This window comes from Marinobacter sp. (genome assembly GCF_048269445.1).
Lineage (GTDB): Bacteria > Pseudomonadota > Gammaproteobacteria > Pseudomonadales > Oleiphilaceae > Marinobacter.
The window spans coordinates 450,332-474,665 of sequence record NZ_JBLXIQ010000004.1 but is presented as its reverse complement, the minus strand read 5'-3'; the positions used below and the strand labels follow the sequence as shown (position 1 = coordinate 474,665).

Genomic DNA, 24,334 nt, shown 5'->3' with positions numbered 1-24,334 from the left:
GGATTTTCCCTTACAATGCGGCGCACAAATTAGAATGCCCCCTCAAGGCGAAGGGGGAGTCGGGAAATGTAACCCACTGAGGCAGACAACAATGACAGAACGCGTACAAGTCGGCGGCATTCAGGTCGCAAAGAATCTGTATGATTTCGTAAACAACGAAGCGATTCCGGGCACCGGAATCGATGCCGATAAATTCTGGGCAGAATTTGACACGATCGTGAACGAGCTGGCGCCGCGCAACCGTGAATTGCTGGCCAAGCGCGATTCGATCCAGGAGAAAATGGACAGCTGGAACCGCGACCACAAGGGCCAGAAGCTGGACATGGCCGAGTACAAGTCGTTCCTGAAAGACATTGGCTACCTGGTAGACGAGCCCTCCGAGTTCAAGATCTCCACCTCCAACGTGGACCCGGAAGTGGCCACCATGGCCGGCCCGCAGCTGGTGGTTCCGATCATGAATGCCCGCTTTGCTCTCAACGCCGCGAACGCGCGTTGGGGAAGCCTCTACGATGCCCTCTACGGCACCGACGCAATTTCCGAGGAAGACGGCGCTGAGAAAGGCCGTGGTTACAACCCGGTGCGTGGTGCCAAGGTCATCGAATGGGCCCGCAACCTGCTCGACAGCTCAGCGCCGTTGGCCACTGGCAGTCACAAGGACGCGGCCAGGTACCTGGTTGAAGGCGGCAAGCTGGTTGTCAAGCTGCAGAACGGTGAGTCCACTGGTCTGAAAGACGAGGCCGGCTTTGTTGGATACACCGGTGCCGCGGATGCGCCCACCGGCGTGCTGCTGGTCAAGAACGGCATGCACTTCGAGATCCAGATTGACGCCAGCCATCCGATCGGCAAAGACGACGGCGCTAACGTCAAAGACGTACTGATGGAATCTGCACTGACCACCATCATGGACTGCGAAGACTCGGTAGCCGCCGTGGATGCTGACGACAAGGCACTGGCGTACCGCAACTGGCTGGGACTGATGAAGGGCGACCTGCAGGAAACCTTCGAGAAGGGTGGTCAGCAGCTGACCCGCAAGATGAATCCGGACCGTATCTATAACGCACCGGATGGCGGTGAGCTGAGCCTGAAGGGTCGCAGCCTGATGTTTATCCGTAACGTCGGCCACCTGATGACCAACCCGGCCATCCTGCTGAAAGACGGTAGCGAAGTGCCGGAAGGTCTGATGGATGGCCTGATCACCTCGCTGATTGCCATTCACGACATGAAGAGCAGTGGCAAGTTCCAGAACAGCACCAAGGGCTCCATGTACATCGTGAAGCCGAAGATGCACGGCCCTGAAGAAGTTGCTTTCACCAACGAATTCTTTGGTCGCGTTGAAGACGCTCTCGGTATGCCGCGCTTTACCCTGAAAGTCGGCATTATGGACGAGGAGCGCCGTACCACGGTTAACCTGAAGGCCTGTATCCATGCCGCAAGGGAGCGCGCTGTGTTCATCAACACCGGCTTCCTGGACCGCACTGGTGACGAGATTCACACCTCTATGGAGTTGGGTCCATTCATTCGCAAAGGCGCGATGAAGCAGGCAACCTGGATCAATGCCTACGAGCAATGGAACGTCGACATCGGTTTGGAGACCGGTTTCCGTGGCGTTGCCCAGATTGGCAAGGGCATGTGGGCCATGCCGGATCTGATGGCGGGCATGCTGGAAGCCAAGATCGGTCACCCGAAAGCTGGCGCCAACACCGCCTGGGTTCCGTCTCCCACTGCCGCGACCCTGCATGCCACCCATTACCATCAAGTCAGTGTGGCTGATGTTCAAAAAGAGCTGGAAAGCCGCCCCCGCGCTGCCCTGGATGACATCCTGACGGTGCCGGTGATGGAAGATCCATCTGCGCTGAGCGCCGAAGACATCCAGCAGGAGCTGGACAACAATGCCCAGGGTATTCTCGGTTATGTTGTGCGCTGGATTGATCAGGGTGTTGGCTGTTCCAAAGTGCCCGATATCAATGATGTGGGCCTGATGGAAGACCGTGCCACCCTCCGGATTGCATCCCAGTTGCTCGCCAACTGGCTGCACCATGGTGTCTGCTCAGAAGACCAGATCATGGAAACCATGAAGCGGATGGCAGCAGTGGTCGACAAGCAGAACGCCGGAGATCCTGCATATCGCCCGATGGCCGGTAACTTTGATGACAGTGTGGCCTTCCAGGCAGCACTGGATCTGGTTCTCAAGGGTCGCGAGCAGCCGAACGGTTATACCGAGCCGCTCCTCCACGCCTACCGTCTCAAGGCGAAGGCCAAATACGGACAGTAAGCTCTGGCCACAAAAAACCCCGCTGCGGCGGGGTTTTTTGTGGCTTGTCGGATTACGGCTTTGCCTAATCCGACCTACCCCAATGTCTGTGCTCTTAGTAAGTTAGATCAGGCGAAGCTGTAATCGGGCAGTTGGGACCTTCAGTCCCTGTGTAGCACGTCCGCCGCGTACAGGGTGTTCTGCAGCAAGGTTGCAATGGTCATGGGTCCGACACCGCCCGGAACCGGCGTGATGTAGGCGGCCCTCTCAGATGCAGCCTTGAAATCCACGTCGCCATGCAGTTTGCCGTCTTCCATCCGATTGATGCCCACGTCAATCACTGTTGCGCCTGGCTTCACCCACTCTCCCTTGATCAGGCCGGGTTTGCCAACGGCTGCCACCAGAATGTCCGCTTCCCGGACAAACTTTTCCAGATCCGGTGTGAACCGGTGGCAAACGGTTGTGGTGGCGCCCTTAAGAAGCAGTTCCATGCTCATTGGCCGCCCGACAATGTTGGAGGCGCCCACAATCACGGCGTGCTGGCCCTTGTAAGGCGTGCCGATGCTGTCGAGCAGGGTGATGACGCCCGCAGGAGTGCAGGGGCGCAAGGTAGGTTTGCGCTGCATCAGCCGGCCAATGTTGTAGGGGTGAAAGCCGTCCACATCCTTGTCTGGCCGGATCTTGACCAGAATGGGGTCGGCGTCCAGATGGTCGGGGAGGGGGAGTTGCACCAGAATCCCGTCTACGGTCGGATTCTCGTTCAGTTCGTCTATCAGTGCCTCCAGAGCTTCTTGGGAGGTGTCTGCCGGCAGGTCATAGGACAGGGAGAGGATCCCGGCTTCATCACAGGCCTTGCGTTTGTTGCCTACGTATACATGAGAGGCGGGATCGTCGCCAACCAGGACCACGGCAAGTCCCGGGGCTCGAAGTCCCTGCTGTCTGCGGGCTTCCACGCCAATGGCGACCTGCTGTCTTACTTCGGCGGCAATTTCTTTTCCGTTGATCAGTTTGGCGGTCATGTCTCGTCTTGTCGCTTGGGCATCGGTAAATTGGAGGCCGGGCATTGTCTCATGCTTCCGTCAGAACTCCAATTGGGGCGCGCGTGGCCTGCGCAGGGGGCGCTTTTGTGGCGGTATTTTTCCGCTTGGGAGTTGTTGTCTCGGGGAATTTAAAATTCCGTGTTGACGGGACCCGCCCGCGCCGGTAATATGCGCGCCAACTTTGCTGAAGCACTTGTTGTTCAGTTTAATCGGGGTATAGCGCAGTCTGGTAGCGCGCCTGCTTTGGGAGCAGGATGTCGGGAGTTCGAATCTCTCTACCCCGACCATTTTCTGAATGTTCAGGTGGGCGAACGGTCAAGCGCCCGTAGCTCAGCTGGATAGAGCACCCGCCTTCTAAGCGGGTGGTCGCAGGTTCGAGTCCTGCCGGGCGCGCCATCAAGTCGTCGGCTTGGTCCGCGCCGGAGCGACCGTAACCGGCAAAGTTGAAATGTTGACGACTCAGTCGTCAGAAGGAAGGTACCGAAAGGTATGTCCCTATGTGGTGGACGTAGCTCAGTTGGTAGAGCTCAGGATTGTGACTCCTGCGGTCGAGGGTTCGATCCCCTTCGTCCACCCCACTTTTCTTTTTGGTTTGTTTCCGCGTTTGTTGAATGTATTGGTGGCAGTCTAGCCGTCGGTGATTCTTCATCCCGTTGTGCGCGAGTGGCGGAACTGGTAGACGCGCTGGATTTAGGTTCCAGTGGGGCAACCCGTGAGAGTTCGAGTCTCTCCTCGCGCACCACCCTTTCTTTTGTCATTTCGCCTTTCTTTTTCCGGTTTCGTCCCCAACTCTGATCTTTAGTGGTTTTCCGGTCTTATCAGAGATGCAGTTCAAAGTGCTTTGTCAGGTGATTCTCTCGGCGGGGCAAAGCATGATAAACTACCGGCTTTTAATTTTCGGTCCTTTGCGGGAATTTCCCCCAAACCGGACTATTAGGTTTAATTTCATTCACATACCGAACCTGTAATTTGAGGATCTTCCATGCAAGTGTCTGTTGAAACGACCTCCAACATCGAGCGTCGCATGACGATTGGTGTGCCCGCCCAGGAAATCGACCAGGCGGTCCAGAAACGCCTGCAGGAAACCGCGCGTACCGTGCGCCTTAATGGTTTCCGTCCGGGTAAGGTGCCCATGAGCGTGGTCAAGCGTCGTTTCGGTGACAGCGTCCGCCAGGAAATCGTCGGCGAGGTAATGCGCGACAACTACATCAAGGCACTGCAGGAGCAGGATATCAATCCGGCAGGCTGGCCGAAGTTTGAGCCGAAGACAATGGAAGAGGGCAAGGACCTTGAGTTCGTCGCCATTTTCGAAGTTCTTCCGGAAATCGAACTGGGTGATCTGAGCAAGATTCCAGTTGAAAAGCTGACCTCGGAGATCACCGATAAAGACGTCGACAACATGATCGACAACCTGCGACGTCAGCAGGCCACCATGAAAGAAGTCGGGCGCAAGTCCAAGAACAAGGACGTGCTGACCATCGATTTCAAAGGAACTATTGACGGTGAAGAGTTCGAGGGTGGCTCGGCTGAAGGCCATCGCCTGACTCTCGGTTCTGGTCAGATGATTCCTGGCTTCGAAAAGGCCATCATCGGCGGCAAGGCCGGTGAAGACCTGGAAATCGAAGTGACCTTCCCGGAGGACTATCACAACGAGGATCTGGCAGGTAAGCCGGCAAAGTTTGAAATCAAGATCCATAAGGTAGAAGAGCCCCAGCTGCCGGAAATGGATGCCGAGTTCTTCAAGAAATTCGGTATTGATGCCGAAGACGAAGCGGCGTTCCGTGAAGAAGTCAAAAAGAACATGGAGCGGGAGCTCAAACAGGCGGTCGCGAACAAGGTTAAGAACGACGTTGTTGACGGACTGCTTGAAACCACTCAGCTGGACATCCCGGCTGCCCTGGTGGACCAGGAGATTGATCGTCTGCGCCAGGACGCGGTCCAGCGTTTCGGTGGCCAGGTTGATTTCCAGCAACTGCCGAAGGAAATTTTTCAAGAGCAGGCTGAGCGCCGCGTGAAGACCGGGCTCCTGTTCCAGGAAGTGGTCAAGAAGAATGACCTGAAAGCAGACCCGGCGAAAGTGGATGAAAAGATCCAGGAAATCGCGTCTACGTATGAGCAGCCTGAAGAGGTTGTTGCACACTTCAACAGCAGTCCGGAGCAGAAATCCCAGATTGAGTCCTCTGTTTTGGAGGATGCTGTTGTTGACCACGTGCTTGAACAAGCCGACGTGAAAGAGAAGAAGGTCAAGTACGAAGAGGCCGTGCAGGCTGGTCAACCCCAGCGCTGATTTGACCGTGGGTCGGATCAATTCCGGCCCGGTTGGCCGATCCCACAAACAGCCGGCATGCCCGGCTGTTTTCATCTGGGGCTGCTGCTGGCAAAGTACGGGGTACAACATTACTGAAACTGCCGTGGCACGAGTCCACGACCTATAGTCCATAAGGAGTTCAGGCGCATCATGACGCAGAAACCAATTGATGGTCCCGCAATGGTCACCAGTTCCGGACTGGTACCGATTGTTATCGAGCAGACGGCTCGCGGAGAGCGGTCGTTCGATATTTATTCCCGTCTGCTCAAAGAGCGGGTGATCTTCATGGTAGGTCCGGTAGAGGATCACATGGCGAACCTGATTGTGGCGCAGCTCCTGTTCCTTGAATCAGAAAATCCGGACAAGGACATTCACCTTTATATCAACAGCCCGGGTGGTTCTGTGACTGCGGGGATGTCCATCTATGACACCATGCAGTTCATCAAGCCGGATGTGGCTACACTTTGCGTTGGTCAGGCAGCCAGCATGGGCGCGTTCCTGCTCGCCGGTGGCGCTGCTGGCAAGCGTGCGTGCCTGCCCAACTCCCGGGTGATGATCCACCAGCCGCTGGGCGGCTACCAGGGGCAGGCGACCGATATCGAGATTCACACTCGCGAGATTCTCAAGATCCGGCATACACTAAATTCAATCCTGGCCCATCATACCGGGCAGGATCTGGAGACTATTGCCAAGGACACTGACCGTGATTACTTCATGGATCCGACGCAGGCGAAAGAGTATGGGCTGATTGATTCTATACTTGATAAGCGCGTACCGAATAAATAATACTGGAAGTAATCGCATCATACTTGGCCGGCGTATCAGGCTGTAACGCTGGCAAAACGAGATCAGAGGTATTTCAATGGCAGATGAAAGAAACGGCAGAGGCGACGATAACGGCAAGTTGCTTTACTGCTCGTTTTGTGGAAAGAGCCAGCATGAAGTCCGTAAGCTCATTGCAGGGCCTTCGGTGTTCATCTGCGACGAGTGCGTCGACCTGTGCAATGACATTATCCGGGAAGAAATCCAGGAGAATGCGCAGGAAGAGCCGAGCGATCGCCTTCCTACACCGGCCGAGATCCGCATTACCCTCGACGAGTATGTGATTGGTCAGGATCGTGCCAAAGTGGTGCTATCGGTTGCGGTTTACAACCACTACAAACGCCTTCGTTATGGGGAAGGCAAGGGTGATGTCGAGCTCGGAAAGAGCAACATTCTGCTGATTGGTCCGACCGGTAGCGGTAAGACCCTGCTGGCAGAAACTCTCGCGCGCATGCTTAATGTTCCTTTCACGATTGCCGATGCGACAACGCTGACCGAGGCAGGTTATGTGGGTGAGGATGTTGAGAACATCATCCAGAAGCTTCTGCAAAAATGCGATTACGATGTCGACAAGGCCCAGCGGGGTATTGTCTACATTGATGAGATCGACAAGATTTCCCGCAAGTCTGATAACCCTTCTATTACCCGGGATGTTTCCGGCGAAGGTGTGCAGCAGGCGTTGCTGAAGCTGATCGAAGGCACCGTTGCCTCGGTTCCGCCCCAGGGAGGTCGCAAGCATCCGCAGCAAGAATTCCTGCAGGTCGATACCGGCAACATGCTGTTCATCTGTGGCGGTGCCTTTGCCGGGCTGGACAAGGTTATTCGTGAGCGGACTGAGAAGAACAGCATTGGCTTCTCCGCCTCCGTGGCCAGCCAGGACGATGCCAAGAACACCGGCGATATCATCAAGGACGTGGAGACCGAGGATCTGGTCAAATACGGCCTGATTCCGGAGTTCGTTGGCCGTCTGCCGGTGGTTGCAACGCTAAACGAGCTTGATGAGGAAGCATTGATTCAGATCTTGACCGAGCCCAAGAACTCCCTGACCAAGCAGTATCAGAAGCTGTTTGATATGGAAGGAGTCGAGCTGGATTTCCGGGACGATGCGTTGCGGGCGGTTGCCAAGAAGGCGATGGTGCGGAAAACCGGTGCCCGAGGATTGCGGTCGATCATGGAAGCGACGCTTCTGGATACCATGTACCAGATCCCGTCTGAGCACGACGTGATCAAGGTTGTGATTGACGAGAGCGTGATAAACGGGGATTCCGAACCCTTCAAGATCTACGCGAGCAGCGATCACGCCAAGGCAGTTCCAGAAGATTGAACTTTGCTCAGCGATCGAACGGAAAAGGGGCGATAACGCCCCTTTTCGCGTTTTGTTTCCAGATATTCCTGCCCTGTGTCGTTTGGTAAAAAGATTGCAATTTCCACGGTCGCCCCAATGAAGAGTGATATGCTGAAAGAAATATTGTCAGAGGATTTCCTATGACCCGGATACCCGAAAATGTTGTGCACGAATACCCGCTGCTCCCGCTGCGAGATGTAGTGGTGTTTCCGCACATGGTGGTCCCCCTGTTTGTGGGCCGAGAAAAATCCATCCAGGCGTTGGAAGCCGCGATGGAGGGAAGCAAGGAAATTCTTCTGGTTGCCCAGAAGGATGCTTCCACCGATGAGCCGGGCCCCAGGGATGTATTTGATATGGGTACCCTGGCCACCGTTCTGCAGATGCTCAGGCTGCCGGATGGCACCGTAAAGGTGCTGGTTGAGGGTAACGCCCGCGCTACCATCAGTGACATCACTGAAGGCGAGTACCTTGCAGGCGCCGCCGTTCTGATGGATGAAGAGAGTCTGCCGGAGCGTGAGGAAGAGGTCCTCATCAAGACCTTGATGGACGAGTTCGAGAAATACGTGAAGCTCTCCAAAAAAGTACCTTCAGAGGTGTCCAATGCCCTGACCGGCATAGAGGAACTTGAGCGCCTGGCCGATACCATGGCCGCTCATCTGGAGATGCGTATTCCGGAGAAACAGGAGCTCCTGGAGGCGCTGGATATCCGTAAGCGAGTAGATCTGTTGCTTGGCAAGCTTGATGGCGAGATCGACCTGATTGAGGTTGAAAAGCGTATTCGTGGCCGTGTGAAAAAGCAGATGGAGCGCAGTCAGCGCGAGTACTACCTGAACGAACAGATGAAGGCTATCCAAAAGGAAATGGGTAACCTGGGTGAGGGTAATAACGATTTCGAAGAGCTTGAGCAGAAGTTGGAAGAGGCTGGTCTGCCTGAGGAGGCTCGCAAGAAAACAGAAACAGAGCTGAGCAAGCTGAAGATGATGTCACCCATGTCTGCGGAAGCCACCGTGGTCAGGGGGTACATCGATTGGATGCTGGCGGTGCCCTGGAAAAAGCGCAGCCGTGTTCGTCACGACATCGAGAAAGCCCGCGAGATTCTGGACAGGGATCATTACGGCCTGGATGAGGTGAAGAAGCGCATCCTGGAATACCTGGCCGTTCAGAGCCGTGTGAAAAAGGTGAAAGGCCCAGTACTTTGTCTGGTCGGCCCTCCCGGTGTCGGTAAAACCTCACTCGGACAGTCCATTGCCCGTGCTACTAACCGTAAATACACCCGTATGGCGTTGGGTGGTGTGCGTGATGAAGCGGAGATTCGCGGCCACAGAAAAACCTACATTGGCGCGCTGCCGGGCAAGCTCCTGCAGAAACTGTCGAAGGTCGGTGTGAAGAACCCGCTGTTCCTCTTTGATGAAATTGACAAGATGGGCATGGATCACCGAGGTGATCCGGCGTCTGCTCTGCTTGAGGTGCTTGATCCGGAGCAGAATCACACGTTCAACGATCACTACCTGGAGGTAGACTACGACCTTTCCGATGTGATGTTTGTGTGTACCTCCAACTCCATGGACATTCCGCCGGCTTTGCTGGACCGGATGGAGATTATCCGTATTCCGGGTTATACCGAGGACGAGAAGGTTAACATCGCTCTGCGTTACCTTCTGCCCAAGCAGATCAAGGCCAATGGGCTGCGTAAGGGCGAGTTGGAATTGCCGGAGGAAACGCTTCGGGACCTGATTCGCTACTACACTCGGGAAGCAGGCGTTCGCGGCCTGGAGCGCGAGATCGCCAAGATCTGTCGAAAGGTGGTGCGTAATCACGTTGAGAGTGGCGACAAGGCCTCTGTTGAGGTTACGCCAGAGATGCTTGAGGACTACTCAGGGGTCAAGAAGTTCAAGTACGGCCTGGCGGAGGAGAAAAACGAGATCGGCCAGGTGACCGGTCTGGCCTGGACCCAGGTGGGCGGTGAGCTTCTTCATATTGAGTGCGCGCTGACCCCGGGCAAGGGCCGTGTGGTCAAAACCGGTTCCCTTGGCGATGTCATGCAGGAGTCGATTCAGACTGCGTTGACGGTGGTTCGTAGCCGGGCGCCGGGCCTTGGAATTGCCGATGACTTCCATGAAAAACATGATCTTCATGTCCATGTTCCCGAGGGCGCAACGCCAAAAGACGGCCCGAGTGCTGGTATTGGCATGTGTACGGCACTGGTTTCTGCGTTGACCAAAATTCCGGTTCGAGCCGACGTTGCCATGACCGGTGAGATTACCCTGAGGGGGCGCGTACTGGCCATTGGCGGGCTTAAGGAAAAGCTTCTGGCAGCGCATCGAGGAGGCATCAAGACGGTTATTATTCCGGATGAAAATGTCAGGGATCTCAAGGAGATACCTGATAATATCAAGGAATCTCTCGAGATTCGCCCGGTGAAATGGATTGATGAAGTTCTGGACATTGCACTGGCTTATCCGCCGGAGCCGCGGGTCGAGGATTCATCACCGGAAACCGGTTCAGGCAAGCCGCGCGATGAAGAAGGCGATGCGTCCGAACGCATAAATACACATTAAAGCCTTGATGAGTTGTTGACACGCCAGAGAGCCCATTGGTATAACTGTTTCGCCGTGAAGCAGCCAATACCAAGGGCTCCCGCGCAGTAAGTGCCTATTCCAATCACCGGTTTAATGCCGCAAGGAATAAGAAAACTGAAGAATGGAATTCTCTGACCGCTTATGCGATAGTCGAGAACGTCCGAGAAAAAACAAACCAACCTATAACATCTTCAACCTGAAATCGAAGGGGTTTAGTGTGAACAAGTCCGAACTTATCGATGCAATTGCAGAGTCCGCAGATATCTCCAAAGCCGCCGCTGGCCGTGCTCTGGACGCAATGACCAACTCCATCACTGGTGCCTTGAAGAAAGGCGATCAAGTAACTCTGATCGGTTTTGGTACCTTCTCAGTTAAAGAGCGTGCTGCTCGTACCGGTCGTAACCCGCAGACTGGTGCCGAGATCAAGATTCCGGCCTCCAAAGTGCCTGGGTTCAAAGCAGGCAAGGCCCTGAAAGACGCCGTTAAGTAACGGTTCTTTCGCCGGTGGTTCCTGTCACAGGGAGCCGCCCAAGAAGAATTTAAGGCGCATTCCGAACCGGGTGCGCCTTTTTACGTTAAGCCGGCCCGTAACAGCACGCTGAAACCAACAACACTGCACGACCTTGAACAGGGATTCGGGAGAAACATGCTTCAAGATATTCGGGAAAATGCCCAGGGCACGATTGCCAAGATCATTGTTGGTCTTTTGATTTTGTCGCTATCCATCTGGGGAATGGACGCCATTATCGGCGGATTCTCTGGCGAGCCTGAAGTGGCAACCGTCAATGGCGAGGATATTACTGAGCGGGAGTTTCTCCGCGTGGTCCAGATGGAAAGCCAGCGCCGGCTGTCCGCAATGGAAAGCCCCGATCCGTCCTTGCTCAATGAAGACCAGATTCGTAAAGACGTTCTCGATTCCCTGATCCGGGAGCAGGTCCTGATTCAGGATGCCAATGCTCAGGGTCTTGCGCTCAACGACGCTGACATTGACGCGCTGATTACCCAGATGCCCCAGTTTCAGGTAGATGGTCAGTTCAATCGTGATCGGTTCGTTGCCACGGTTCGCAACATGGGGATGGGTGTCGCAGAGTTCCGTGAGGCAATGCGGAAGCAATATGTTCTCAACCAGATCAGGACAGGCATTATCCAGAGCGCAGTTGTCGCGGATGAGAATGCAGGCCAGCTTTTACGTATCCAGAATCAGACCCGGAGTTTCAGGGTTTTAGACATTCCTGCCAGTGCGGTTGCAAGCAACGTTTCAGTGACCGATTCTGATGTTGAGGAGTTCTACCAGCAGAACGCAAGTGCGTTCCAGCAGCCTGAACGGGTGGATGCGGCGTACATCACGCTTTCCCTCGGGGCCTTGGCTGAGAATATAGATATCAGCGACGAGGAACTCCAGGCCTACTACGAACAACGTGCCGCCGATCTGGCCAGTGAGGAGCGCCGTGCTTCCCATATCCTGATCGAGGAGGGCAGCGAGGCCGACCAGACCATGGCAACCATCAAGGAGCGTCTGGGGGACGGGGAGGCTTTTTCTGACCTGGCGAAGGAATTCTCCATCGATACCGTCTCGGCGCAACAAGGTGGGGACCTGGGCTATGCCGGTCGGGGCATTTACGATAAAGCCTTTGAAGAAGCACTGTTTGCACTTGAGGAGGGTGAAATCTCCGATCCGGTTCGTACCTCATTCGGGGTCCATCTGATCCGTCTGGAGGATGTCCGTCAGTCCGAGGTACCGCCACTGTCGGAGATTGAAGATCAGCTGCGTCGCGAGCTGGCCCGTGACAAGGCGCGAGAGCGTTTTGCCGAGGTTCGAGCCCAGCTTGCGGATTCGGCCTATGCGGCGGACGATCTGGAAGGGCCTGCAAAGGAACTTGGACTGGAAGTGCGTGAAGCCAAAGCCATCACGCGGGAGGGCGGTCAACCACCCTTTGATCACCAGGGCCTGGTCCGGCAGCTGTTCTCTGAGGATGTGCTGAAGGCTGGTTACAATACCGAGCTGATTGATGTGGGCGACGATGCGTCCGTGGTGGCACGGGTTCGCGAATACCATGAGGCGGAGCAGCTGCCTCTGGCAGAGGTTCGTGAGAGCATCCGTGCGACGCTGGAACAGCGCAAGACCCGTGAGGCCCTGGTGGAAAGAGCGGATGCCATCATAGCGAGTCTTGAGGCGGGAGAGCCGATTGAGAGCGAGGAGGAATGGTCCAGCTTCGAGAACCTGGCCAGAAATTCCTCCGACGCAGCCCCGGCTGTTATTCAGCAAGCGTTTTCGCTGCCGCGTCCGGATGAAGGAGAAGCCCGGTACGGCAAAACGGTGGCGTCGAATGCGGCCTCCGTCATTGCACTCGAAGCGGTCAAAGACGGCGAAGTCGCTGAGGACAGCACGGAACTAAACCAGCTTCGAGATTTCCTGGCATCGCTTGAGGGGCAGAGGGAGTATGCCTCCTATCAGCAGTTCCTGAGGAATCGTGCCGAAGTAGAGCGCCCGTAGGGTTCAGTGTCAGTGGCAAGAAAGGGTGCCGTCTGGCGCCTCGCATGAAACAAAAGGCCCGGCGCATCCTGCCCGGGCCTTTTTGTTTTTTGGGTGGACCGGTTGCCTTTTCGGGGCCAGGCCTTTATTTGTCGCCGCTGAGGACTAGTTTGGCGGGAATCGGGTGGGCTTGAGACTTTCTTTGATTTTCTTCAGATGGCCGAGGAAATCCGCGCCGCGCTTGAGGGTTACGCCGGTTGCCAGAATATCGATAACGGTCAGGTGAATGATGCGTGACGACATTGGCATGTAGACCTCGGTGTCCTCCGGCGCGGTAACACCCAATACCACCGTACATATTTCCGCCAGGGGTGAATCCGGGTTTGTGATGCCGATTACAGTAGCGCCGTTGGCGCGCGCCAGCTGGGCAATCTCGACCGTTTCCCGGGTCCGGCCGGTGTAGGAGATCAGCACGATAACATCACCGACGTTGGAGCCCGCGGCAACCATACGTTGCATCAGCGCGTCATCGTAGGACATCACGGGAATATTAAAGCGGAAGAACTTGTGCTGGGCGTCCAGTGCCACAGACGCCGAGCCGCCCATGCCGAAGAAATTTATCTGCTTGGCCTGGATCAGATAGTCGATGGTGGTGGCCAACGCTTTCGGATCCAGTGCTTGCCGCGCCTTATCCAGGCTGGCAATGGTGCTGAGCATGATTTTGTCGGCGAATTCAGTAACCGTATCATCGGGTTCGATATTCTGACCGATGTAAGGGGTACCAGTAGCAATGCTCTGTGCCAGGCGGATCTTGAAGTCCGGGAACCCGGTGGCCGAGAAGCCCCGGCAGAAACGATTAACTGTGGGCTCGCTGACATCCGCCGCCCTGGCCAGGGCGGCTATGCTGTAACGGGTTGCCGCACTTGGGTCCCGGAGAATGGCCTCTGCCACTTTTCGCTCGGATTTGTTAAGGCTGTCCAGCCGGGACTGGATGTCCTCAAGCAGGTTGTCGTCACGGTGCGCCTGGTTCGCGGCCATCAATGGTACTCCCTGAATCTTGGGCGGTCGTTATCGTAAAAGCGCGCTGATTATACCGCTTTTTTGCGGCATTTGGGGTAGTAAAAGTATCACGAATCTCAGTTTTTTCTTGGAAAAACCGTTTTTGAATGTCATTATTTGTTTAAAATTACTACATTAAACTCTGCCCGGCCGATTGTTCCCCGGGCTGCCCACCAAAGAGAAGGAACCAATGGTCAACAAGATTACTACCCGTTGTGACCTGATGCTATTTGGAGCGCTGGGCGACCTCGCCCAGCGCAAACTGTTTCCTGCGCTGTACCAGCTCGAGCGTGCGAACCTGCTGGCGGATGGCAGTCGGGTGCTTGCAATTGCCCGTAGCGATGCGGATACCGAAACCGTGCGCAAACAGTTGCTCGAAAAGCTGAAGCAGCATGTGAAACCGGCAGAGTTCGACGCAACAGTAGCAGAAACCTTTCTAAAGCGGGTCGATTACCAGATTCTGGACTTCGCTGATCCTGAGGGTTTCAGTGTGCTTAACGAGTGGCGTGATGACGCCAACAATGAACTCATCGTCTACATGGCGACGCCGCCCTCCATGTACGGCGTTATCGCCAGGAACCTTCGGTCAGCCAGCTGCTGCACCGAAAAGACCCGGGTAGTGGTCGAGAAGCCAATCGGGCATGACCTTGAGTCATCAAAAGTGATCAACGATGAGCTGGGTGAGGTCTACAACGAGAATCAGTTGTTCCGGATTGACCATTATCTGGGCAAGGAAACGGTTCAGAACCTGATTGCCCTGCGGTTTGCCAACAACCTGTTTGCATCCCAATGGGACCAAAACCACATTTCTCACGTGGAAATAACGGTAGCGGAAAGTGTCGGCATCGAGGGCCGCTGGGGCTATTTCGACAAGGCCGGCCAGATTCGCGATATGATCCAGAATCACCTGCTGCAGCTGCTATGTCTGATTGCCATGGACCCGCCTTCGGATCTGTCTGCGGACAGCATCCGGGATGAAAAAGTAAAAGTCCTCAAAGCACTGCGCCAGATTACCCCGGACATGATGGAAAGTTACGTGGTCCGCGGCCAATACACCGCGGGGACCAGTAACGGAAAACCTGTTCCCGGGTACCTGGAAGAGGAGGGCGCGAACAAGGGCAGCGCCACGGAAACCTTCGTAGCCCTGAAAGCCGAGATTGATAACTGGCGTTGGTCCGGGGTGCCTTTTTATATTCGGACCGGTAAGCGCCTGCCCGAGAAGCTTTCGCAAATCATCATCCACTTCAAGCCGGCGCCGCACTATATTTTTGATCCGGACCAGAAGCACCTGGCTAACAATAAGCTGATTATCCGCCTGCAGCCGGATGAGGGCATGTCCCTGAAGATTCTCACCAAGGACCAGGGGTTGGACAAGGGCATGCGCCTGCGCCAGGGCCCGCTGGAGCTGACCTTCTCCGAAACCTTCGATACAGACCGCATTCCTGATGCCTATGAGCGTCTGCTTTGGGAGGTTATGAAAGGTAACCAGTACCTGTTTGTGCGCCGGGACGAAGTGGAGTACGCCTGGCGCTGGGTGGATCAGATTATCAAGAACTGGAGAGACGGTGGCGAACCACCCAAGCGCTACGCTGCCGGAACCTGGGGGCCCGTCGCCTCCATCGCCATGATCACACGGGATGGAAGGAGTTGGTATGAGGACGTCTGATCTGCGGTTGCCTGAAGGCGTTCAGGCGCGGTTCGGTGAAACCCCGGAGGAAGTTGCTATTGATCTTGCTGACGCTGTTGCTGACTTTCTCGTTATCCGCCTGAAAGATGCGCCCCGGGCAAGTCTTGTTGTTTCCGGGGGCTCTACGCCCCTGCTGTTTTTCAAGGCTTTGTCTGAAAAGGGCCTTGATTGGAGCAGGGTAGACGTCTTGCTGGCGGACGAGCGCTGGGTAGACGAAGACGACCCTGCGAGCAATGCCCGTCTGGTGAAGGACAATCTGCTTCAGAGCCACGCGGCCTCGGCGCATTTCCTGTCACTAAAACAACCCGGCGCGACGCCTGCAGAGGGGCTTGAAGCAGTGAAGGCCGAGTTGGCAGGCCTGGCCCTGCCACTGGACGTGCTGGTTCTGGGCATGGGAAACGACGGCCACACCGCCTCCCTGTTTCCGGACGCCCCAGAACTGGTCCACGCCATGAATCCGGAATGCCAGGAAATGGTTTCTGCTGCGACGCCTGCGTCCCAGCCCCAGAAGCGCATAACCCTGACCTTGCCACCCCTGAGGGAGGCCCGATTCATTGCTTTGCATCTCAAGGGTGAGGACAAGCTGGACACTCTCGGAAAAGCGATTTCCAATATGGAAAACGTTATGGAAATGCCCGTCAGGGCCTTCCTGAAACCCGGCCTGCAGGTGTTCTGGAGCCCCTGAAGCGCCCTGAATTGATTGTGGAGAAAATTATGAGCCGACTTTCCGATTACCATCGTGAGCGCGTCCGGGCGGTGCTGAATTCCTCCCCCCTGGTGCCGGTAATCACTATTAACGATCTCGACGACGCTGTGCCGCTGTGTCAGGCGCTGGTTGATGGTGGTATCAACGTTCTGGAAATCACCCTGCGAACCGAGCACGGTATCAAAGCCATCGAAAAAGTCCGGAAAGCCATCCCGGATGCCTGGGTAGGCGCGGGCACCGTGACCAGCATTGCCCAATACCGGCAAGTCGAAGCCGCAGGCGCCCAGTTTGTGATTACCCCGGGTGTTACCGAGGCCATCCTGGAGTTTGCGTTGACTTCGGAAGCCCCTCTGCTGCCGGGTATTGCCACTATTTCCGAACTGATGATTGGCTACAACCTGGGCTACCGGGAGTTCAAGTTCTTTCCAGCCGAAGTGGCCGGCGGTATTCCTGCCCTGAAAGCCTTCGGCGGGCCCTTTCCGGACGTCACCTTCTGCCCGACCGGCGGAATTCGCCGCAACACCGCAGCAGACTACCTGGCCCTCGGCAACGTCCAGGCCGTCGGTGGCACCTGGCTGACCCCTGCGGATGTCGTGGCTGCGAAAGACTGGGCGCAGATTACCGAGATTGCGCGGGGTAGCCTGACGGACCTCTGACATTGGCGTCTTGATTCCATAGCCTGCACCTATGGAGTTTTCGCACTTTGAGGTGGGGCTTTTCGGGAAACGCTACGAGCACATCCATGTGCGCTTGGGGCTGGCCATCCATGGCCAGCCACATTCCCGAAAAGCCCCACCCCAAACTGCTCGTTTGGCCTCACGATACCGCAGTCCATTGGCAATGCCTGAACCTGGCGATAATTTTGTGGAGTTCAACGGTGGTAGTGGGCTTACCCTTTCCAAAAATGTCTGTGGCCAAGGATGGCCACAGCCAAGCGCACATGGACGTGCTCGTAGCGGTTTGTGGAAAGGGTAAGTCCACTGCCGCCTGGCACATACCCTCAGGCTACGAGGTCATGCACCAATGACAGCGGGCTTAAAAGGAGAGAATCAGCGAATATCAGAACCAACCCGAACAATCTTCATGGTATTGGTTCCGCCCTGGGCATTCACATAATCACCCTTGGTGATCACCACCAGGTCCCCATCCTTCACTGCTTCACGGCTGATCAACTCAGACACCGCCAGAGCATTGGTCCGCTCATTCGGAATCCTCGCGGAATCAAACGGTATCGTTTGCACCCCGCGGAACATCACCACCCGATGCTGGGTCGAATGATGCCGTGAGAATGCAAAGATCGGCAAGCTGGACTTGATGCGGGACATCAGTCTTGGTGTTGCGCCGGTTTCGGTCATGCAGATAATCGCAGAGACGCCTTCCAGGTGGTTAGCGGCGTACATGGCAGAAAGCGCGATGGCCTCGTCAACCTCCTCCATGCTTTCGTGAATACGGTGCTTTGACTGGTGCATGGACGGGTGTCGTTCGGCGCCCAGGCAGATGCGCACCATGGCTTCCACCGCCTCTTTCGGGTAATCGCCCACGGCGGTTTCGGCTGACAACATGACCGCGTCAGTGTAGTCCATCACCGCGTTGGCAACGTCCGATACCTCGGCCCGGGTGGGCATCGGGCTGGTGATCATGGACTCCATCATCTGGGTTGCGGTTATTACCGCGCGATTGAGCACTCGGGCCCGGGAAATAATGTACTTCTGAACGCCCACCAGCTGGGCATCGCCAATTTCAACCGCCAGATCGCCCCGGGCAACCATCACCGCATCCGAGGCCTCAATCACTGCATCCAGTGCGTCCATGTCGTCGGCAAGTTCTGCGCGTTCGATTTTGGCGACAAGACCAGCCTCCGACCCGGCATCCTTGAGCAGGCGCCGGGCAACGTGCATGTCCTCTGCCGTTCTGACGAACGAAACCGCAACGTAATCGGCGCCCAGCTTGGCTGCCGTGACGATATCCTGTTTGTCTTTCTCCGTAAGTGCTTCAGCAGATAGCCCGCCACCACGCTTGTTCAGGCCCTTGTTGTTGGATAGGGGGCCGCCAATGAGTACAGTTGAGGTGATGCTGTGATCGTTCACTGACTGCACTTCCATTTCGATGCGGCCGTCATCGAGCACCAGAATATCGCCCGGTTCCACATCCTGGATCAGTTGCTCGTAATCGATCCCGACTTTCTCCTCAGTACCGGCTTCCTTGTCCATGTCCGCATCAAGGATGAAGGTCTGGCCGACTTTCAGCGTAACCTTGTTTTCCGTAAAGCGGGCGATACGGAGTTTCGGGCCCTGCAAATCGGCCAGCAGAGCGACAAACCGTCCTTGGGCGGCTGCTGTTTCACGAACCCGGCGGGCTCGACTGATATGTTCCTCTGCACTGCCATGGGAAAAGTTCAGCCGTGTAACATCTACCCCTGCAGCAATAATGCCGGCCAAGGATTCCGGTGAGTCGGTTGCGGGGCCGAGGGTGGCGACGATCTTGGTACGCCTGAGCATGGTTGGTGTCCTTTGGTTCTTCAAAATATTCCCGAATAGAGTGGTGGATTAACTCAAATCGACCAGTTTTACTGGCCGGCGTTCATCAAAGCAATGGCGTTATCCAGCATGCGATTCGAGAAGCCCCACTCATTGTCATACCAGGCCATGACTTTCACATGACGGCCCAGGACCCGGGTGTGGTTGGCGTCGAAGATGCTTGAGAGAGCGTTGTGGTTGAAATCCACGCTCACCAGTTTCTCGACATTGTAGCCCAGAACCGGATTTTTCTCGGCGGCCGCTTTCATAATGTTGTTCACTTCTTCTGCGGTTGTCTCCCGACCGGCAATAAAGCCGAAATCTACCAGCGATACGTTAATGGTGGGAACCCGGACAGCCAGGCCGTCCAGTTTGCCGTCAAGCTCCGGAATAACCCTGCCAATTGCCGCAGCGGCGCCGGTCTTGGTCGGAATCATTGACTGGGTGGCCGAGCGCGCGCGGTAAAGGTCGGAATGATAAACGTCGCTCAGTTTCTGGTCGTTGGTGTAGGAGTGGATGGTTGTCATCAGTCCGCTCTCTATGCCAACAGCCCTGTTCAGCGCTTCGACCACTGGCGCCAGACAGTTTGTGGTGCAGGAGGCGTTGGAAATGATGTCGTGTTCGGCCGTGAGAACATCATGGTTCACCCCATAGACCACCATGGCGTCTGCATCCGGGCTTGGTGCCGATATGATGACTTTACTCGCGCCGGCACTGAGGTGGGCCGCCGCTTTGTCCCGTTTGGTGAATAATCCAGTGCACTCGAAGACTACGTCGACATGAAAGTCCTTCCAGGGCAGCTCTTCCGGATTACGGATCGCTGTAATGGCGATACGATCACCGTTGACCGTGAGGGATTCCGCATCGTGGCTGATAACGCCGTCAAATCTGCCATGAACGCTGTCATACTTTAAAAGATGGGCGTTTGTTTCCGCGTCCCCGAGATCATTGATAGCGACAACCTGAATCTGCTTGCGGTAGTGATTTTCGTACAGTGCCCGTAACACATTGCGACCGATGCGGCCAAAACCGTTAATGGCGATGCGGATAGTCATCTTTCGGCTCCTTGGTTGGGTGTTTTTTGTTCGATTACCCTGTGTAATGTAGTAAATATAACAACAAAAAAAGAATAAATGAACGATACAAAGGTGGAAATGACAAAAAAAGGAAGTAAAATTACGTTTAAAGACGAACACTCAAAAAATAGGAAATGGAGCCCTCCATGCACCCGACCGTAGATAAGGTGACACGGCGAATTATCGAGCGCAGTCGTGCCAGCCGGCAGGACTACCTCAGCCGGATGAATGCACTGAAAGCCCAATCCCCGCACCGCAGCTCTCTTTCGTGCGGCAACCTGGCTCACGGCTTTGCGGCCTGTGAGCCGGGGGATAAAGACACCCTGAAGCTCATGAACAAGGCCAATGTGGCCATGGTGACCGCCTACAACGATATGCTTTCGGCCCACCAACCCTATGAAAGGTTCCCGGATTTGATTCGGGAAGCCGCTCGTGGCATGGGGTCGGTGGCGCAGGTGGCCGGTGGCACACCGGCGATGTGTGACGGCGTTACCCAGGGCCAGCCAGGTATGGAGCTGAGTCTGTTTTCCCGGGATACCATTGCCATGAGTACCGCAGTGGCTCTGAGCCACAATATGTTTGATGCGACCATGCTGCTGGGAATCTGTGACAAGATCGTTCCCGGCCTTTTGATTGGCTCGCTGAGCTTTGGGTACCTGCCCACCATCCTGGTGCCGGCGGGCCCGATGCCTTCAGGTCTGCCCAACAAAGAAAAGCAGCGGATCCGTCAGCTCTATGCGGAAGGCAAAGTCGGCAAAGACGAGCTTCTTGAAGCCGAGAGCCAGTCCTATCACAGCCCGGGCACCTGTACGTTTTACGGCACAGCCAACAGCAACCAGTTGCTGGTGGAGGTGATGGGGCTGCATTTGCCGGGGGCGGCCTTTGTGAATCCCAACACGCCTCTGCGTGATCAACTTACCCGGTCTGCAACCGAACAGGTCATCCGGTTATCGAAGCCCCAGGGCGGCGAGCTGGGTCTGGGCGACATGGTGGATGAGAAAAGCATCGTCAACGCCCTGGTAGCGCTTCTGGTGACCGGTGGCTCCACCAACCACACCATTCACTGGATCGCGATTGCCCGGGCGGCGGGCATTATCATCGACTGGAACGATTACGCCGAGCTGTCCTCCGTGGTTCCGTCGATGACCCGGATCTACCCCAATGGTCAGGAAGATGTGAATGCATTTCACGAAGCCGGCGGTACGCCGTTCCTGATCAGAGAGCTGCTCAGTGGCGGGTACCTGCACAACGATGTGAATACCGTTGTTGGTCATGGTCTGGAGCGCTACACCGAAATGCCGGAGCTGGAGAACGATAAACCGGTCTGGAAGCCGGCCCCGAAAAAAAGTCTGCGCACGGAAGTGCTCAGCACGGTGGCAGAGCCTTTTGCGCCGGATGGCGGCTTGCGGGTGCTCGATGGCAACCTTGGCCGTGGTGTGATCAAGGTGTCTGCTGTGGCCCCAGAACACCGGAAGGTGGAAGCGCCGGCGGTGGTCTTCAACGATCAGAACGAACTCAAGGCGGCGTTTGAGGCCGGCGACCTGGACCGGGATTGCATCGTCATTGTTCGTTTCCAGGGGCCGAGGAGTAATGGTATGCCTGAACTGCACAAACTTACGCCCTACCTGGGTGTGTTGCAGGACCGTGGGTTCAAGGTGGGCCTAGTGACCGACGGCCGGATGTCCGGCGCTTCCGGTAAGGTGCCGGCAGCGATCCATGTGTATCCGGAAGCCCTGGATGGCGGGCCCCTGGCGAAAGTCAGAAACGGTGATCCAGTGTGCCTGGATGCCGAGCAGGGAGTGCTTGCCATTCAGCTTGATGAGCAGGAATTTGCCGCCCGGGAATCTGAAAAGGTGGACCTGACCGGCTATCATCAAGGCTATGGTCGGGAGTTGTTTGGCTGGATGCGTCGCGCCGCCGGCAATCCCGAAGAAGGGGCCAGCTTTTTCTGGAATCATGACGCATGACAGCAGCACATCATTCACTGGTCGGTGATATTGGCGGCACCAATGCGCGCTTCGCCCTCGTGGAGCAGGGCAGTGTCCGGCCGCACGCTATCGAAGTCCTGTCCTGCGGTGATTACAACAACCTTGATGACGCGGTACGGGATTACCTTGCACGGGTCGGGGTTGCCGGAGTCGGTGAAGCCTGCCTGGCAGTTGCCTCGCCGGTGCGCGGAACCCAAGTGCGGATGACCAACAATCACTGGTGTTTTGATACCGAAGAAGTCCGGCAGCAGTTTGGCTGGTCAGCCTTCAAGGTGATAAATGACTTCACGGCCATGGCGCTGGGTGTTCCTCATGTTTCCGAGGATCAACTCGTTCATGTCTGCGGTGGTCCTGGTGATCGCCGCCGTCCCAGGCTGGTAATGGGCCCGGGTACCGGGCTGGGGGTCTCCGGTCTGGTGCCCATCAAGCATGGCTGGGTGCCGCTGATGACCGAAGGTGGGCACGTGGATTTCGCGCCCACAGACGACACCGAAATGGCGGTTCTGCGGATCCTGAAGGCCCGGTTCGGCCGAGTTTCGGTAGAGCGGATTTTGTGCGGCCAAGGCCTGCTGAACCTGTACCAGGCCCATGCAGAAATTCAGGGCGTGGCGGCACCGCTGGATGCGCCGGAGAAAATTACTGCGGCGGCGGTAGCAAACACAGATAGTCTGGCTCGTCACACCCTTCGCCATTTCTGTGAAATCCTCGGTCGGGTAGCGGGAAACGGGGTTCTCACCCTTGGGAGCACCGGCGGGGTCTTCCTGTGTGGCGGAATCCTGCCGCGCTTTCTTGAGTTCTTCCTGGAAAGTCCGTTCCGTCATGGCTTTGTGGACAAGGGCAGGATGCGGCCGCTGCTGGAATTCACACCGGTTTATGTCGTGACAGAGCCTTACACCGGGCTGCTGGGAGCCGCAGAAGCGCTGGGCAATCCGGAGGTCTGATTCCGAAGGGTTCTGGCCGGATCAAGCTGGATCAAAGAAAGTGTACCAACTGGCGCTGATCAAAACGGTACTGGCGGTTGTACACACCATTCTCTGCCCGGCGCCCGGCGGCCAGTACCATGGTTACCAGGCCCTTGCCCGGGAGATTCAGCAGTTTCTTTACGCGATGCTCGTCAAAACCTTCCATCGGGCAGGAATCGTAGCCATGGGCACGTAGGGCCAGGATCAGGTTCTCTGCCGCCAGAGCAGTGGATTTGGTTGCCCAGATCTTCATTTCATTGGACGAGTAGGGGCCCCGGGGTACAGGGCGGGTAAGCCCCACCACCAGACCTGCTGCCTTCTTGGCCAGCCCCAGTACCCCAAACGGCCCCTGGTTGTAATGGATGGGCGCTACTTTCCGATAGTATTTCTCGACAATTGGCGGGAGTTTCTCATCCGGCCATTCCTCCAGAGCCTGTCGGGCGTGGTCCCTCCAGGTGTCTGGTCGCGCAACGATCACTATCAGAGCGGCAGCGGTTTTGGCTGCATTCTGGCCAAGACAGGCCTGTGCCAGTTTCTGTTTGAGTTCGGGAGTCCGGACAACAAAGAATTCCCAGGGCTGCAGATTGCTGGAGTTGGGCGCCAGCGTTGCCAGCTCCAGGCAGTCTTCCAGAACCTTCGTTGGAATCGGCTCATTGGTAAAGCGCCGGACCGAGCGGCGGCTGCGTACCACTTTCCGGAATTCCTCGACGTCAATTTCCGGCAGTGGGAGGGAGCCTGCTTTTGCGTTCATGGTGTGGCCTTCGCGACTTGTTGTGTTGTGATTGTGCCACTATCGTTACGGGAAATGTCGGTTTATGCAATCGCCAGGATGACGGTAAGACAATGACTGAAGACCTGTACCAGCTTTCATTTGATGACCTGGTTCGCCGGGTGCGGGCGTGCACCATTTGTGCCGATGTTTTGCCCCATGAGCCAAGGCCGGTCATACAGATGTCCGAAAGCGCACGAATTCTGGTGGTCGGTCAGGCGCCGGGCAGACGGGTGCACGAAACCGGGCTGCCGTTCAACGACCCCAGCGGGGATCGGCTGCGGCAATGGATGGGCATTACCCGGGACACCTTCTACGACGAGCAGAAGCTCGCAATCCTGCCCATGGGTTTCTGCTATCCCGGATCCGGCAAGTCCGGGGACCTTCCCCCGCGACCGGAATGTGCGCCCGCGTGGCGTGAGGCTCTTCTGGATCGCCTGCCGGACATCGGGCTGACTCTGGTTATTGGCCACTACGCCCATGCCTGGCACCTGGCCAACAGCCGGACATCCGTAACGGCCAACGTTCAGCACTGGCGGGAGTATTGGCCCCAGGTCCTGCCCATGCCTCACCCCAGCCCCCGAAACAACCTCTGGCTGCGTCGCAATGCATGGTTCGAAAGCGAGGTGGTGCCCGAGCTGCAACGGCGGGTTGCCCGGCTGCTGGACCCTGCTCAGGAGGAGTGCGGAGAGTAACGCCCTTGGTGCTTTATGGGACTCTTCAGCTGGCGGCTAGATCCCACTGCCGGAGAAG

18 protein-coding genes and 4 tRNA genes are annotated in these 24,334 nt (G+C 56.4%); 17 read left to right on the top strand and 5 right to left on the bottom strand.

From position 1 onward, the window contains the following. The first annotated feature begins 91 nt into the window (after window positions 1–91). Window positions 92–2,272, top strand: a complete 2,181-nt coding sequence (locus ACN0XM_RS11210; protein WP_417567010.1) for a malate synthase G — start codon at window positions 92–94, stop codon at window positions 2,270–2,272. A 140-nt stretch (window positions 2,273–2,412) separates the two neighbouring features. On the opposite strand, the gene folD is transcribed toward ACN0XM_RS11210, so the two are convergent. Further along, complete coding sequence (gene folD, locus ACN0XM_RS11205) at window positions 2,413–3,270, bottom strand: bifunctional methylenetetrahydrofolate dehydrogenase/methenyltetrahydrofolate cyclohydrolase FolD (protein WP_417567009.1); 858 nt, start codon at window positions 3,268–3,270, stop codon at window positions 2,413–2,415. A 231-nt stretch (window positions 3,271–3,501) separates the two neighbouring features. On the opposite strand from folD, the gene ACN0XM_RS11200 reads away from it, so the two are divergent. The 10 genes from ACN0XM_RS11200 (at window position 3,502) to ACN0XM_RS11155 (ending at window position 12,839) form a co-directional block, all read left to right on the top strand. Beyond that, window positions 3,502–3,578 (top strand) — tRNA-Pro (locus ACN0XM_RS11200). A 32-nt stretch (window positions 3,579–3,610) separates the two neighbouring features. Continuing rightward, window positions 3,611–3,687, top strand: a tRNA-Arg gene (locus ACN0XM_RS11195). 106 nt (window positions 3,688–3,793) lie between these two features. Further along, window positions 3,794–3,869 (top strand) — tRNA-His (locus ACN0XM_RS11190). 79 nt (window positions 3,870–3,948) lie between these two features. Beyond that, a tRNA-Leu gene (locus ACN0XM_RS11185) sits at window positions 3,949–4,033 on the top strand. Window positions 4,034–4,273: 240 nt separating this feature from the next. Next, entirely contained in the window at window positions 4,274–5,578 is a 1,305-nt protein-coding gene (gene tig, locus ACN0XM_RS11180) for a trigger factor (protein WP_417567008.1), read from the top strand. Window positions 5,579–5,749: 171 nt separating this feature from the next. Further along, complete coding sequence (gene clpP / locus ACN0XM_RS11175; RefSeq protein ID WP_417567007.1) at window positions 5,750–6,385, top strand: ATP-dependent Clp endopeptidase proteolytic subunit ClpP; 636 nt, start codon at window positions 5,750–5,752, stop codon at window positions 6,383–6,385. A 76-nt stretch (window positions 6,386–6,461) separates the two neighbouring features. Further along, complete coding sequence (gene clpX / locus ACN0XM_RS11170; RefSeq protein ID WP_417567006.1) at window positions 6,462–7,745, top strand: ATP-dependent Clp protease ATP-binding subunit ClpX; 1,284 nt, start codon at window positions 6,462–6,464, stop codon at window positions 7,743–7,745. A 161-nt stretch (window positions 7,746–7,906) separates the two neighbouring features. Continuing rightward, window positions 7,907–10,324, top strand: coding sequence for an endopeptidase La (gene lon / locus ACN0XM_RS11165; protein ID WP_417567005.1), 2,418 nt, complete (start codon window positions 7,907–7,909; stop codon window positions 10,322–10,324). A gap of 238 nt (window positions 10,325–10,562) precedes the next feature. Then, window positions 10,563–10,835 (top strand): HU family DNA-binding protein, encoded by a 273-nt coding sequence (locus ACN0XM_RS11160; protein ID WP_008174603.1) that lies wholly within the window; start codon window positions 10,563–10,565, stop codon window positions 10,833–10,835. Between the two features lie 156 nt (window positions 10,836–10,991). After that, the gene (locus ACN0XM_RS11155; RefSeq protein WP_417567004.1) at window positions 10,992–12,839 is read left to right on the top strand and encodes a SurA N-terminal domain-containing protein; all 1,848 of its coding nucleotides are present in this window, start codon (window positions 10,992–10,994) and stop codon (window positions 12,837–12,839) included. 144 nt (window positions 12,840–12,983) lie between these two features. Here ACN0XM_RS11155 and ACN0XM_RS11150 read toward each other — a convergent pair whose 3' ends face one another. Beyond that, window positions 12,984–13,856, bottom strand: a complete 873-nt coding sequence (locus ACN0XM_RS11150; RefSeq protein ID WP_417567003.1) for a MurR/RpiR family transcriptional regulator — start codon at window positions 13,854–13,856, stop codon at window positions 12,984–12,986. A gap of 211 nt (window positions 13,857–14,067) precedes the next feature. On the opposite strand from ACN0XM_RS11150, the gene zwf reads away from it, so the two are divergent. The 3 genes from zwf to ACN0XM_RS11135 are packed head-to-tail and all read left to right on the top strand — an operon-like array spanning window position 14,068 to window position 16,926. Then, window positions 14,068–15,543, top strand: a complete 1,476-nt coding sequence (zwf, locus tag ACN0XM_RS11145) for a glucose-6-phosphate dehydrogenase (protein WP_417567002.1) — start codon at window positions 14,068–14,070, stop codon at window positions 15,541–15,543. Next, the gene (gene pgl, locus ACN0XM_RS11140; RefSeq protein ID WP_417567001.1) at window positions 15,530–16,249 is read left to right on the top strand and encodes a 6-phosphogluconolactonase; all 720 of its coding nucleotides are present in this window, start codon (window positions 15,530–15,532) and stop codon (window positions 16,247–16,249) included. Before zwf ends, pgl begins: the two co-directional genes overlap by 14 nt. Window positions 16,250–16,278: 29 nt before the next feature. After that, on the top strand, window positions 16,279–16,926 hold the full coding sequence (locus tag ACN0XM_RS11135) for a bifunctional 4-hydroxy-2-oxoglutarate aldolase/2-dehydro-3-deoxy-phosphogluconate aldolase (protein ID WP_417567000.1): 648 nt from the start codon (window positions 16,279–16,281) through the stop codon (window positions 16,924–16,926). A gap of 393 nt (window positions 16,927–17,319) precedes the next feature. Here the strand turns inward: ACN0XM_RS11135 and pyk are convergent, their stop codons facing one another. Then, window positions 17,320–18,768 carry a pyruvate kinase gene (gene pyk / locus ACN0XM_RS11130; protein WP_417566999.1) on the bottom strand — a complete coding sequence of 483 codons (1,449 nt, stop codon included), beginning with the start codon at window positions 18,766–18,768 and terminating at the stop codon, window positions 17,320–17,322. A 68-nt stretch (window positions 18,769–18,836) separates the two neighbouring features. Then, window positions 18,837–19,841: a type I glyceraldehyde-3-phosphate dehydrogenase gene (gene gap, locus ACN0XM_RS11125; RefSeq protein ID WP_417566998.1), complete on the bottom strand. Its 1,005-nt coding sequence runs from the start codon at window positions 19,839–19,841 to the stop codon at window positions 18,837–18,839. A 167-nt stretch (window positions 19,842–20,008) separates the two neighbouring features. Here gap and edd point away from each other — a divergent pair, with 167 nt between their 5' ends. Next, on the top strand, window positions 20,009–21,829 hold the full coding sequence (gene edd, locus ACN0XM_RS11120; protein ID WP_417566997.1) for a phosphogluconate dehydratase: 1,821 nt from the start codon (window positions 20,009–20,011) through the stop codon (window positions 21,827–21,829). Then, on the top strand, window positions 21,826–22,791 hold the full coding sequence (locus ACN0XM_RS11115; protein WP_417566996.1) for a glucokinase: 966 nt from the start codon (window positions 21,826–21,828) through the stop codon (window positions 22,789–22,791). Before edd ends, ACN0XM_RS11115 begins: the two co-directional genes overlap by 4 nt. A 31-nt stretch (window positions 22,792–22,822) precedes the next feature. Here the strand turns inward: ACN0XM_RS11115 and ACN0XM_RS11110 are convergent, their stop codons facing one another. Beyond that, window positions 22,823–23,563: a nitroreductase family protein gene (locus ACN0XM_RS11110; protein WP_417566995.1), complete on the bottom strand. Its 741-nt coding sequence runs from the start codon at window positions 23,561–23,563 to the stop codon at window positions 22,823–22,825. 92 nt (window positions 23,564–23,655) lie between these two features. On the opposite strand from ACN0XM_RS11110, the gene ACN0XM_RS11105 reads away from it, so the two are divergent. Further along, the gene (locus ACN0XM_RS11105) at window positions 23,656–24,276 is read left to right on the top strand and encodes a uracil-DNA glycosylase family protein (protein ID WP_417566994.1); all 621 of its coding nucleotides are present in this window, start codon (window positions 23,656–23,658) and stop codon (window positions 24,274–24,276) included. The last annotated feature ends 58 nt before the right edge of the window (window positions 24,277–24,334 follow it).